This is a genomic window from Kribbella sp. CA-247076, assembly GCF_050942445.1.
Lineage (GTDB): Bacteria > Actinomycetota > Actinomycetes > Propionibacteriales > Kribbellaceae > Kribbella.
Window position 1 is genome coordinate 4,734,158 of the sequence record NZ_CP192051.1, and the last position, 12,339, is coordinate 4,746,496.

A 12,339-nucleotide genomic window follows, 5' to 3' on the forward strand; every position below is an offset into this window, starting at 1 on the left:
GCCAGTTTCCTCCGAACTGCGGTCGAGCTCAAGCCTTTCGAGCTAGCTCGTCGCCTTCGGCTCAGGCTTGGCGTCGACGCCGGCCTCCTTGCGCTGTGCCGGGGTGATCGGCGCCGGGGCCGCGGTCAGCGGGTCGAACCCGCCACCGGACTTCGGGAACGCGATCACGTCGCGGATCGACTCGGTGCCGGCCAGCAGCGCGGTGATCCGGTCCCAGCCGAACGCGATCCCGCCGTGCGGCGGCGCGCCGAACTTGAACGCGTCCAGCAGGAAGCCGAACTTCTCGGTCGCCTCCTCGTCGGACAGGCCCATCACCTGGAACACGCGCTTCTGCACGTCCTCGCGGTGGATACGGATCGACCCGCCGCCGATCTCGTTGCCGTTGCAGACGATGTCGTACGCGTACGCCAGCGCCGAGCCCGGATCGGTGTCGAACGTGTCCAGCGAGTCCGGCTTCGGCGACGTGAACGCGTGGTGCACGGCTGTCCACGCACCCGAACCGACCGCGACGTCACCGGCCGCGGTCGCCTCGTCGGCCGGCTCGAACAGCGGCGCGTCCACGACCCACACGAACGACCAGGCCGACTCGTCGATCAGCCCGCCGCGGCGGCCGATCTCCAGCCGGGCCGCGCCGAGCAGCGCCCGCGACGACTTGACCGGCCCGGCGGCGAAGAAGATGCAGTCGCCCGGCTTCGCGCCGACGTGGTCGGCGATCCCGGCGCGCTCCTCCTCGGACAGGTTCTTCGCGACCGGCCCGCCGAGCTCGCCGTCCTGACCGACCAGCACGTACGCCAGCCCGCGAGCACCACGCTGCTTGGCCCAGTCCTGCCACGCGTCCAGCTGCTTGCGCGGCTGGTCCGCACCACCGGGCATCACCACGGCACCGACGTACGGCGCCTGGAACACCCGGAACGGCGTGTCCTTGAAGTACTCCGTGCACTCGACCAGCTCCAGGCCCATCCGCAGATCCGGCTTGTCGCTGCCGAACCGGGCCATCGCCTCGGCGTACGTCATCCGCGGGATCGGCGTCTGGACGTCGTACCCGACGAGCTTCCAAAGCGCGGCCAGGATCTCCTCGGACAGCGCGATCACGTCGTCCTGGTCGACGAAGCTCATCTCGATGTCGAGCTGGGTGAACTCCGGCTGCCGGTCGGCCCGGAAGTCCTCGTCGCGGTAGCAGCGGGCGATCTGGTAGTACCGCTCCATCCCGGCCACCATCAGCAGCTGCTTGAACAGCTGTGGCGACTGCGGGAGCGCGTACCACGAGCCCGGCTGCAGACGGGCCGGGACCAGGAAGTCCCGGGCCCCTTCCGGAGTCGACTTCGTCAGCGTCGGCGTCTCGATCTCGACGAAGTCGTGGTTCGCCAGTACGTCGCGTGCCGCCTTGTTCACCTGGCTGCGCAGCCGGAGCGCGGCACCCGGGCCCTGCCGGCGCAGGTCGAGGTACCGGTACTTCAGCCGGACCTCCTCGTTCACCGGGGTCGCGTGGTGCTCCTCGACCGGGAACGGCAGCGGGTCGGCCGAGTTCAGCACCTCCACGTCGGACGCGATCACCTCGATCTCGCCGGTCGGGAGGTTCGGGTTGGCGTTGCCCTCCGGGCGGGCGTTCACCGCACCGGTGATCTTCAGGCAGAACTCGGCCCGCAGCGGGTGCGCGACCTCCTCGTCCCGGATGACCACCTGGACGGTGCCGCTGGAGTCGCGCAGGTCGATGAACGCCACGCCGCCGTGATCACGCCGCCGCGCCACCCAGCCGGCCAGGGTGACGGTCTGCCCGGTGTGCTCTGCGCGCAACGAGCCTGCGGAATGGGTACGGATCACTGATTCTCCTGAGGGGTGTCGATACGAGGTAGAAGGTCTGTGGCGGGCGGCGTCCAGGTGGCCGGGTCGGCGGCGACCTGCTCGCCGCTGCGGATGTCCTTGACCTCCGGCCCACGGTCGGTGCTGAACCACACGAACGGGATGCCGCGCCGGTCCGCGAACCGGATCTGCTTCCCGAACTTCGCCGCCGCCGGAGCCACCTCCACCGGGATCCCCCGGCTCCGCAGCCGCGCGGCCGTCCGCATGGCCTCGGCCCGGTCCTCCTCGGCGTTCAGCGCGACCAGTACGGCGGTCGGCGTACGGCGACTGGCCTGCAGCAGCCCCTGGTTGACGAGCCGGTGCACGAGCCGCGAAACGCCGATCGAGATCCCGACCCCGGGGTACGTCGTCTTGCCGTCGGAGGCGAGCGCGTCGTACCGGCCGCCGCCACCGACGGACCCGAACGACTCCTGGCCGACCAGGTAGATCTCGTAGACGGCGCCCGTGTAGTAGTCCAGACCGCGCGCGATCCGCAGGTCCGCCATCAGCAGGCCGGGAGCGTGCTCGCCGGCGGCCGCCATTACCTGGCTGAGCTGCTCGAGCCCTTCGTCGAGGATCTCGTGCTCCACGCCCAGCGCCCGGACCTTCTCCACGAACGACGTGTCCGTGCTGGAGATGTCCGCCAGCTGCACGGCCAGCCGGGCCTGCTTGTCGGTGGCGCCCGACTCGACCAGCCGCTCGATCACCTTCTCCGGGCCGATCTTGTCGATCTTGTCGACGATCCGCAGCACGGTGGTGACGTCGTCCAGCCCGAGACCCCGGTAGAACCCCTCCGGGATCTTCCGGTTGTTCACCTTGATCACGAACTCGGGCACCGGCAGCTTGCGCAGCGCGTCCGCGATCACCAACGGCAGCTCGACCTCGTAGTGCGTCGGCAGCTCGCCACTGTCGACGATGTCGATGTCGGCCTGGGTGAACTCGCGGTACCGGCCCTCCTGCGGGCGCTCGCCCCGCCACACCTTCTGGATCTGGTAGCGGCGGAAGGGGAACACCAGCTTGCCGCTGTGCTCGAGCACGTACCGCGCGAACGGCACGGTCAGGTCGAAGTGCAGGCCGAGTGCCGCGTCCTCGTCGCTGTCCGCGGCCAGCCGCCGTACGCCATAGATCTCCTTGTCGGCGTCCTCGCCCTGGTTGGACAGGCGCTCGACCGGCTCCACCGCCCGCGTCTCGATCGACGCGAACCCGTGCAGCTCGAACGTCTCCCGGATCACGTCGAGGAACTTCTGCTCGACGATCCGGTCCTGCGGAAGGAATTCGGGGAACCCGCTCAGTGGGGTCACCTTTGTCATGGTTTCGGAATCTCCAGGTCCTGCAAGTAGGGGTTGGTCGCCTTCTCCCGGCCGATCGTGGTCTGGCCACCATGACCCGGCAGGACGACGATTTCGTCGCGCATCGGCAGGATCTTGGTGGCCAACGTATGCAGCATCGCCGGATGGTCGCCCCCAGGCAGATCCGTCCGGCCGATCGACCCGGCGAACAACACGTCACCGGAGAACAGAACCGCGGGCACGTCTTCCGGCCCGTCGTACGGCGTGGTGAACGTGACCGAGCCCCGGGTGTGGCCCGGGGTGTGGTCGACGGCGAAGGTCAGCCCGGCCAGCTCCAGGCTCTGGCCGTCCTTGAGCTCGGCGACGTCGTCCGGCTCGGCGAACTCGTGCTTGCCGCCGAGCAGCATCCGCGCCGTCTCCGGGCTGATCCCGGCCATCGGGTCGGCCAGCAGGTGCCGGTCGTCGGGGTGGATCCAGGCGGTCGCGTCGTACGTCCCGCAGACCGGGAGGACCGAGAACATGTGGTCGAGGTGACCGTGCGTGAGCAGGACCGCGACCGGTTTCAGCCTGTTCTCCCGGACCACCTGCTCGACGCCCGCGGTCGCGTCCTGACCGGGGTCGATGACGAGGCATTCCGCGCCCTGGCCGGTGGCGACGACGTAGCAGTTCGTACCCCACGATCCCGCGGGGAACCCGGCGATGAGCACGACTGACCTTCCTGGAACGGTTCGGGACCACCCAAGGTTACCGGTGTGGGCACCCGCAGAACGAACCGGATTGTGACTCAACCCCGTTGCGTCACAGCGTGGAGTTTGTGATTGTTCAGGGATAGGCGCCGAGACAGCGGCTCGACGCGCCCGGGCAGGGCCTGTCCACGCTGATGGACCGGGGACTGACCAGAATGGGCACGAGCGCAGTACATACCGCCGGAAGGGGCGAGTTGTGGCCGGAGAGAGCTGGGGCCGGGTAGCCGAGGACGGAACGGTCTTCGTACGGACCAAGGACGGTGAACGGGCGGTCGGCCAGTGGCCGGACGCGAACCCCGAGGAGGCCCTCGCCTTCTACACCCGCCGGTACGACGCGCTGGCGTTCGAGGTCGACCTGCTGGAGAAGCGCGTCCAGGCGGGCACGGTGTCTCCGGACGACGCCCGGGCCGCGGTGAAGAAGGTGGCCGGCACGATCGAGGAGGCCCAGGCGGTCGGCGACCTCGACGGCCTGCGCGCCCGGCTCGAGGCGCTCACACCGCTGGTCGCCCAGCAGCGCGAGAAGCGCAAGGCCGAACGCGCCGCGAAGGTCGAGGAGGCGCGCGCCTCCAAGACCAAGATCGCCACCGAGGCCGAGACCATCGCCGCCGGCACCGACTGGCGCCACGGCGTCACCCGGCTGCGTGAACTCCTGGACGAGTGGAAGGCGCTGCCGCGACTGGACAAGTCCAGCGACGACGAGCTGTGGCACCGGTTCTCCTCGGCGCGGACGACGTACACCCGGCACCGCAAGCAGCACTTCGCCGAGCTGTCGTCCAAGCGCGAGGAAGCCGCCGTGGTGAAGGAGCGGCTCGCGGCCGAGGCGGAGACGCTCGCGTCGTCCACCGACTGGGGCCCGACGTCCGGGCGCTTCCGCGACCTGATGCGGCAGTGGAAGGCCGCCGGCCCGGCACCCCGCGAGGTCGACGACAAGCTGTGGGCCCGGTTCCGTGCCGCCCAGGACCAGTTCTTCGGCGCGCGGGACGCCGTACAGGCCGAGGAGAACGCCGAGCAGGTGGAGAACCTGCGCGCCAAGGAAGCCCTGCTGACGGAGATCGAGACCATCCTGCCGGTGGAGGACGCGCGGGTCGCCCGCGAGCAGCTCCGCGACTACCTCGACCGCTGGGACCAGATCGGCAAGGTGCCGCGCGACTCCATGCGCGCGATCGACGCCCGCCTGCGCGCCGTCGAGCAGGCCGTCAAGGCCGCCGAGGACGAGGTCTGGAACCGCAGCAACCCCGAAGCCCGCGCCCGCGCCGAAGCCACGGTCAAGCAACTCCAGTCCCTGATCGCGGACCTGGAGAAGCAAGCCGCCAAGGCCGAGTCCCAGGGCAACACCCGCAAGGCCAACGAAGCCCGAGAAGCCATCGCCGCCCGCCGCGAATGGCTAACCCAAGCCCAAAACGCCCTCGCCGAATTCAGCTGACGCATCCCACGCAGTACGCAACCGCCGACAGGTAGCCGGCTGAACTGAGCCTGTGGATAAGTTTCGGCGGGAAATGTCGGGATCGGTCATGCTTCTGGGATGTTTGAGTACGACGCGCCGTATTACTTTGCTGGGTTGCCTTTTACCGCGCGGCAGGTGCCGCGCAAGCTGGCGTGGTTGCTGGGGCGCGGGCAGATTCGCCAGGTGCTGAAGGGCGTGTACGTCGACGTGCGCATCCCGGACACGCTGGAGCTCCGGGTGGCGGCGGCGCGGCTGGTGGTTCCGGAAGGTGCTGTCGTCTGCGGGAGGACGGCGGCTTGGATTCACGGGATCGACACCACGGCGCTCGGCTCGGAGGAGTTCGTGAGCGTGCACTGGACGCGGGAGTCGGTCGAGACGGTCGAGATCGAGGGGCTGCGACTCACCAGCCCGGTGGCGACCGCTGTGGAGTTGGCGATGCGACTCCCCCGGCCGTTCGCGCTGTCCGCGGTCGACGCCTTCCTCCGCACGGGAATGGCCGACCGCTCGGCACTCCGTGCTGCATCGGCTGCCTACGAAGAACGTCCCGGCCATCACCAGAGCCAGGACATCCTTCGGTACGCCGATCGACGCGCAGCCTCGCCCGGTGAGTCGTGGCTCCGGCTCCGGTTGATCGACGCCGGCTTCGGCGTACCCGAGCTGCAGCTCCGTGTCGACGGGGCGGACCGCGTCTATCGGCTCGACCTCGGCTATCCCGAGGGGACGGTCGACGGGCGGCGGCTGGGGCTGGAGTACGACAGTGACCAGTGGCATTCAGGTCCTCGTGCTGAGCGGCGCGACGAGAAGCGTCGTACTCAGCTCGAAGCCCTGGGGTGGCACGTCATCGGCGTGCGCCGCACCGACCTGTGGGGCTCATACCCCGCGCTGGAGCTCGCCGTGGGCGCATTCCTATGTCAGCACCCACGCCTGCCGCGCCGCTGGTGACGTCTGCTTGTCTTGGGTGACTACTGGGTGACGCGGTAGACGTCGAAGACGCCTTCTACTGAGCGGACGGCTTTCAGGACGTGGCCGAGGTGGGTGGGGTCGCCCATCTCGAAGGTGAAGCGGGACTTGGCGATGCGGTCGCGGGTGGTGGTAAGGGCCGCGGACAGGATGTTCACGTGGTAGTCGGAGAGGACCCGGGTGATGTCCGAGAGCAGGCGGGCCCGGTCCAACGCCTCGACCTGGATCGCCACCAGGAACACCGACTGCGCGGTCGGGGCCCACTCGACCTCGACGATGCGCTCGGGCTGGGTCTGCAGGTTCTCGACGTTCGCACAGTCGGCGCGGTGCACGGACACACCGGCGCCTCGGGTGATCCACCCGATGATCTCGTCGCCGGGCACCGGCGTGCAGCAGCGGGCCAGCTTCGACAGCACGTCGGTCGCGCCCTTGACGATGACACCGGCGTCGCCACGAGCGGCCCGCTTGCGGCGCTCCTTCGAGGCCGGCAGCCGGAGGCCCTCGGCCAGGTCCTCGGCCGCGCCCTCCTCACCGCCGTACGTCTCGATCAGGCGGCGTACGACGGCCTGCGCGCTCACGTGGCTCTCGCCGACCGCGGCGTACAGGCCGGTCACGTCCGGGTAGCGCAGCGAGTTGGCGACCGCGGTCAGCGTCTCGTGCGACAGCAGGCGCTGCAGCGGCAGGCCCTCCTTGCGGAGCTGCTTGGCGATCGCGTCCTTGCCGTGCTCGATCGCCTCGTCGCGGCGCTCCTTGGAGAACCAGTGCTTGATCTTGTTGCGGGCACGCGGGCTCTTGACGAACGAGAGCCAGTCGCGCGACGGACCCGCGCCCTGCGCCTTCGAGGTGAAGACCTCGACGACGTCACCGTTCTCGAGGGTGCTCTCCAGCGGGACGAGCCGGCCGTTGACGCGGGCGCCGATGCAGCGGTGCCCGACCTCGGTGTGGATCGCGTACGCGAAGTCGACCGGCGACGACCCAGCCGGCAGCGACATCACGTCGCCGCGCGGGGTGAAGACGTAGACCTCGGAGTTGTTGATCTCGAACCGCAGCGAGTCGAGGAACTCCGACGGGTCGGAGGTCTCCCGCTGCCAGTCGACCAACTGCCGGACCCACGGCATCTCGTTCGGGCCGCCGATCTCGGTGCTGGGCGGGCCGGCCACCTCGGGCGCCGCCGAGGTCGGGTCCTCCTTGTACTTCCAGTGCGCGGCGATGCCGTACTCCGCGCGGCGGTGCATCGCGAACGACCGGATCTGCAGCTCCACCGGCTTGCCCTGCGGGCCGATCACGGTCGTGTGCAGCGACTGGTACATGTTGAACTTCGGCATCGCGATGTAGTCCTTGAACCGGCCGGGCACCGGGTTCCACCGCGCGTGCAGGATGCCGAGCGCGGCGTAGCAGTCCCGGACCGACTCGACCAGCACGCGAATGCCGACCAGGTCGTAGATGTCGCCGAACTCGCGGCCGCGGACGATCATCTTCTGGTAGATCGAGTAGTAGTGCTTCGGCCGGCCGGTGACGGTCGCCTTCACCTTGGCGGCGCGCAGGTCCTCGTGCACCTGGTCGATCACGGACGCGAGGTACTCGTCGCGGGACGGCGCCCGCTCGGCGACCAGCCGGACGATCTCGTCGTACACCTTCGGGTGCAGGGTCGAGAAGGACAGGTCCTCGAGCTCCCACTTGATCGTGTTCATACCCAGCCGGTGGGCCAGCGGGGCGTAGATCTCCAGCGTCTCCCGGGCGATCCGCTCCTGCTTCTCCTGCCGCAGGAAGCCGAGCGTGCGCATGTTGTGCAGCCGGTCGGCGAGCTTGATCACCAGCACCCGGATGTCCTTGGCCATCGCGACGACCATCTTGCGGATCGTCTCGGCCTGCGCGGACTCGCCGTACTTGACCTTGTCCAGCTTGGTGACGCCGTCGACCAGCATGGCGATCTCTTCGCCGAAGTCGCGGGTCAGCTCGTCGACCGTGTACGGCGTGTCCTCGACCGTGTCGTGGAGCAGGGCGGCGCACAGGGTCGGCGCGGTCATGCCGAGCTCGGCCAGGATGGTGGCGACCGCGAGCGGGTGGGTGATGTACGCGTCACCGCTCTTGCGGAGCTGACCGGTGTGGTACTTCTCCGCCGTCCGGTAGGCGCGCTCGATCATCCCGAGGTCGGCCTTCGGGTGGGTCGCGCGGACGACCCGGAACAGCGGCTCGAGCATGGGCGCCCGGTTCGGATGGCGGGTGCCGCCGAGGCGGGCGAGGCGGGCGCGGACCCGGGCGGGCGCGATCCGGGGCGGGGTGGCGGGCGGCGCGGCGGCAGGCGGCGGTGACGGAGCCGGGCGCACCGGGGCGCGCGGGGGCTCCTGCGGTACGACGTTCGGCACCGCTGATGTCATCGCCGGGTCTTCGCCCACGTTTGTGTCCCTCCGCCGACAGACCACCAGTCTAGGGGGAACCGTCCAACGACGGTGAAAGGGCCTGTGGACAACACGCCGAGCCAGCCGCTGATCGCGGAGCGTTATCCGAATTCAGGCAAGCTCAGACCGTGAGCAGGGCGCTGACGTTCTCGCCGGCGAGGCGCTCCCGGCCGGGCAGAAAGGAGAGCTCCAGCAGGACCGAGGTGGCGGTGACCTCGGCCTCGCACCGGCGGATCAGGCGGAGGCACGCCTCCACCGTGCCGCCGGTGGCCAGAACGTCGTCGATGACCAGGACCCGGTCACCCGGGGTGAACGCGTCCTGGTGGACCTCGATGGTCGCCTCGCCGTACTCGAGCGCGTACGACTCCTCGTACGTCGCCGCCGGCAGCTTCCCCTTCTTCCGCACCGGCACGAACCCGGCGCCGAGCGCGAGCGCGACCGGGGCCGCGAGGATGAACCCGCGCGCCTCGATCCCGACCACCTTGTCGACCACCGGGGTGCCGTCGTCGTCCTCGCCGAAGGCGGCCAGCGCCTCGACCACCTGGGCGAACCCGCTGTGGTCGGCCAGCAGCGGGGTGATGTCCTTGAACACCACGCCCGGCTGCGGGTAGTCCGGGATGTCGCGGATCCCGTCCTTGAGCACCTGCTCGAGCGACCGCATCACTTACCGCGCTTCGATCGCGGCTTGCGGGTCGGCTGCGGCCGTCCGGACCCGGTCGACTTCATCGGGCGAGCCGCCGGCGTCGGCGCCGTACCCGCGGGCCGGTCCTGCTTGCGTGGCGGCGCCTTGGTCGCCGTCCCGCCGCCCGAGCCCACCGCGACCGGTGCACCGGCCCCGGCCGGAGTCAGCGAGGCCGCCGTCTGGGCCCGCTTGGCGGTGACCCGGCGGTTCAGCGCCTGCATGCCCGGCTCGCGCTCCTTGAACGCCGCGAGCAGCGCCGGCGCGATGAACACCGACGAGTACGCACCGACCGCGATCCCGACGAACAGCGCCAGCGAGAGGTCCTTCAGCGGCCCGGTCCCGAGGACGACGGTGCCGACGACCAGGATCGACCCGACCGGCAGCAGGGCGATCAGCGTGGTGTTGACCGACCGTACGACGGTCTGGTTGACGGCCAGGTTGGTCGCATCCGAGTACGTGTACCGGTTGGACCCGGTGATCCCGCGGGTGTTCTCCCGGACCTTGTCGAACACCACGACCGTGTCGTACAGCGAGTACCCGAGGATCGTCAGTACGCCGATCACCGTGGCCGGCGTGACGTCGAAGCCGACCAGCGCGTACACGCCGACCGTGATCAGCACGTCGTGCAGCAGCGCGATGATCGCGGCCATCGAGGCCTTGGGTTCCCGGAAGTAGGCCCAGATGACCAGGAACACCAGCCCGATGAACACGACCAGCGCGATGATCGCCTTGTTCGCGATCTGCTGGCCCCAGGAGGCGCCGATCTGCTGCGAGGTCACCTGGTCGACCGGGACCCCGGCCTCCTCGGCGATCGCGGCGCGGACCTCGGTGATGTCGTCCTGGCTGAGCGGCTTGGTCTGCACCCGCACCTTGTCGGCGCCGACGGTGGTGACGATCGGGTCGCCGAGGTCCTCGGCGTTGGTCGCCTTCACCGCGTCGCCGAAGTCCTGCACGGTGCTGTCGGTGACCTTGACGTTGGCCTGGTACTCGACGCCGCCCTTGAACTCGATGCCGAGCGCGAGGCCGCGGGTGAACAACCCGGCCAGCGAGATGGCGATCAGCACCAGGGAGACGACGAACCAGAACTTGCGCTTACCGATGAAGTCGTAGGAGACCTCGCCGCTGTGCAGCTTGGCGCCCAGCTGTCCGAGCTTCGACATCAGACCTGCCCTCCCACCGGCTTCGAGGTGGACGTCTTGGCCGGCCGGGCCGACGGCTTCATCTGGCCCGGCAGCCGTTCCACCCCGAGATGCTCCGGATCCAGGCCGGACAGCTTGTGGCCGTGACCGAAGAAGTCGGTCCGGGACAGCAGGGTGACCAGCGGCTTGGTGAAGACGAACACCACGACCAGGTCGATCAGGGTGGTCAGGCCGAGCGTGAACGCGAAGCCCCGGACGCTGCCGATCGCCAGGATGTACAGCACGATGGCGGCGAGCAGCGAGACCGAGTCGGCCGCGATGATCGTGTGCTTGGCCCGCGCCCAGCCGGTCTCCACCGACGAGCGCAGACTTCGACCGTCACGGACCTCGTCGCGGAGTCGTTCGAAGTAGACGACGAACGAGTCCGCGGTGATACCGATGGCCACGATCAGACCGGCGATCCCGGCCAGCGTCAGGGTGAACCCGATCGCCTTGCCGAGCAGCACGACCGACGCGTAGGTGAGGACGGCGGCCGCGGCCAGCGACAGCACGACGACGAGGCCCAGACCGCGGTAGTACAGGAACGAGAACAGCACGACGAGCGCGAGACCGGCGAGACCGGCCCAGATGCCCGCGGAGAGCTGGTCGCCACCGAGCTGCGGCGACACCGTCTCGACCGAGGAGATGTCGAACGAGACCGGCAGGGCGCCGTACTTCAGCACGTTCGCCAGGTCGCGGGCCTCGGACTCGGTGAAGGTACCGGTGATCTGCGCCTGGCCGCCGGGGATCGGGTTCTCCACGCTCGGGGTGGAGATCGTCTCCCCGTCCAGCACGATCGCGAACAGGTTCTGCCCCTGGCCGCGGGCCGAGATGTTCTGCGTGGCCTTGAGGAACTTGTCGCCGCCCTCACCGGTGAACTCGAGGTTGACCTGCCACTGGAAACCGCCCTGCGGGATGCCGGCGGTGGCGTCGGCCAGGTCGGTGCCCTTCATGATCGCGGGGCCGAGCAGGTACCGGTACTGGCCGTCGCGGTCGCAGGAGAACAGCGGCTTGTTCGGGTCGTCGGTCTGCTCGTCGCCGCACTTGTACGCCGCGAAGGCGGTCTGCGTGGCCGCGTCCGGAGTCCACTGCAGCGGGTCGCCCGCCGCGGCCGGCGTCGACGGTGTCGCGGCCGGGGTGCTCGGCTTGGCGGTCGGCGTGCTCGGCTTCGCGGTCGGAGTCGGCGTGGGGGTCGGCGTCGGGTCCGCCTGACCCAGCACGCTGCTCCAGGCCCGGCCGTTCGGCGTGGCGGTGGGAGTCGCGCTGGGCTGCACCGTCGTGCTCGGCTTCGGCGTCGTGCTCGGCTTCGGCGTCGTACTCGGCTTGCCGGTCGGCGTGCCGCTCGGGGTCGGTGACGGCGTCGCCTGCGGTGCCGCGGCCTGCGCGTCGTACACGATCCGGAAGTAGAGCAGGGCGGTCTGGCCGACCTGCTTCACCAGGGCGTCCTGCGTGGCACCCGGAACGGCCACGTTGATGTGGTTCGAACCGGAGGTGGTGATGTCGGCCTCGGCGACGCCGGCACCGTTGACCCGCTGGGAGATGATGTTCTTCGCCTCGTCCAGCTGCTCGGCGGTCACCGAGCCGCCGCCGGCCAGCGAGTTCGCGGTCAGCGTGATGGTGGTGCCGCCGCGCAGGTCCAGACCGAGCTTGGGCTTCCAGGTCTTGGTCAGCCCCATGATCCCGAACAGCAGGACCACGATGACTCCCAGGACGATCAGGAGCCGCCCGGGGCGCGATGTCGTCGTCGTTGCCACGTCAGTTTCAACCTTTGTGCTTCTGGGCGCGCCGCATCGTCGGATGGA

General features: G+C 69.6%; 9 protein-coding genes. 2 read left to right on the forward strand and 7 right to left on the reverse strand.

The features are described 5' to 3' along the window. Nucleotides 1–42: 42 nt before the first annotated feature. From aspS to ACQPYZ_RS22295, 3 genes are read right to left on the reverse strand one after another with little or no spacing between them, the layout of a single operon-like run. A complete protein-coding gene (gene aspS / locus ACQPYZ_RS22285; RefSeq protein WP_433159200.1) occupies nt 43–1,821 on the reverse strand; it encodes an aspartate--tRNA ligase in 1,779 nt (592 codons plus the stop codon). Beyond that, entirely contained in the window at nt 1,818–3,149 is a 1,332-nt protein-coding gene (gene hisS, locus ACQPYZ_RS22290) for a histidine--tRNA ligase (protein ID WP_433159202.1), read from the reverse strand. The genes aspS and hisS overlap by 4 nt, the downstream gene beginning before the upstream one ends. Beyond that, nucleotides 3,146–3,835, reverse strand: coding sequence for an MBL fold metallo-hydrolase (locus ACQPYZ_RS22295; protein ID WP_433159205.1), 690 nt, complete (start codon nt 3,833–3,835; stop codon nt 3,146–3,148). The genes hisS and ACQPYZ_RS22295 overlap by 4 nt, the downstream gene beginning before the upstream one ends. Before the next feature lie 235 nt (nt 3,836–4,070). Between ACQPYZ_RS22295 and ACQPYZ_RS22300 the strand changes: the two genes are divergently transcribed. Both ACQPYZ_RS22300 and ACQPYZ_RS22305 read left to right on the forward strand, forming a co-directional pair. Further along, nucleotides 4,071–5,297, forward strand: a complete 1,227-nt coding sequence (locus tag ACQPYZ_RS22300) for a DUF349 domain-containing protein (protein ID WP_433159208.1) — start codon at nt 4,071–4,073, stop codon at nt 5,295–5,297. 99 nt (nt 5,298–5,396) lie between these two features. Beyond that, nucleotides 5,397–6,260 (forward strand): hypothetical protein, encoded by an 864-nt coding sequence (locus tag ACQPYZ_RS22305; RefSeq protein ID WP_433159211.1) that lies wholly within the window; start codon nt 5,397–5,399, stop codon nt 6,258–6,260. Between the two features lie 20 nt (nt 6,261–6,280). Here the strand turns inward: ACQPYZ_RS22305 and ACQPYZ_RS22310 are convergent, their stop codons facing one another. From ACQPYZ_RS22310 to secD, 4 genes are all read right to left on the reverse strand, one after another. Next, nucleotides 6,281–8,656, reverse strand: a complete 2,376-nt coding sequence (locus ACQPYZ_RS22310; protein ID WP_433159214.1) for a RelA/SpoT family protein — start codon at nt 8,654–8,656, stop codon at nt 6,281–6,283. 142 nt (nt 8,657–8,798) lie between these two features. Next, on the reverse strand, nt 8,799–9,338 hold the full coding sequence (locus ACQPYZ_RS22315; protein ID WP_433159216.1) for an adenine phosphoribosyltransferase: 540 nt from the start codon (nt 9,336–9,338) through the stop codon (nt 8,799–8,801). Then, entirely contained in the window at nt 9,338–10,519 is a 1,182-nt protein-coding gene (gene secF / locus ACQPYZ_RS22320; RefSeq protein WP_433159219.1) for a protein translocase subunit SecF, read from the reverse strand. Before secF ends, ACQPYZ_RS22315 begins: the two co-directional genes overlap by 1 nt. After that, complete coding sequence (secD, locus tag ACQPYZ_RS22325) at nt 10,519–12,291, reverse strand: protein translocase subunit SecD (protein WP_433159222.1); 1,773 nt, start codon at nt 12,289–12,291, stop codon at nt 10,519–10,521. The genes secF and secD overlap by 1 nt, the downstream gene beginning before the upstream one ends. Nucleotides 12,292–12,339: the final 48 nt, after the last annotated feature.

Coding starts and splice junctions, on each gene's coding strand:
- hisS (WP_433159202.1), bottom strand. CDS start 3,149: ATGACAAAGGTGACCCCACTGAGCGGGTTCCCCGAATTCCTTCCGCAG.
- ACQPYZ_RS22305 (WP_433159211.1), top strand. CDS start 5,397: ATGTTTGAGTACGACGCGCCGTATTACTTTGCTGGGTTGCCTTTTACC.
- ACQPYZ_RS22310 (WP_433159214.1), bottom strand. CDS start 8,656: ATGACATCAGCGGTGCCGAACGTCGTACCGCAGGAGCCCCCGCGCGCC.
- ACQPYZ_RS22315 (WP_433159216.1), bottom strand. CDS start 9,338: ATGCGGTCGCTCGAGCAGGTGCTCAAGGACGGGATCCGCGACATCCCG.
- secF (WP_433159219.1), bottom strand. CDS start 10,519: ATGTCGAAGCTCGGACAGCTGGGCGCCAAGCTGCACAGCGGCGAGGTC.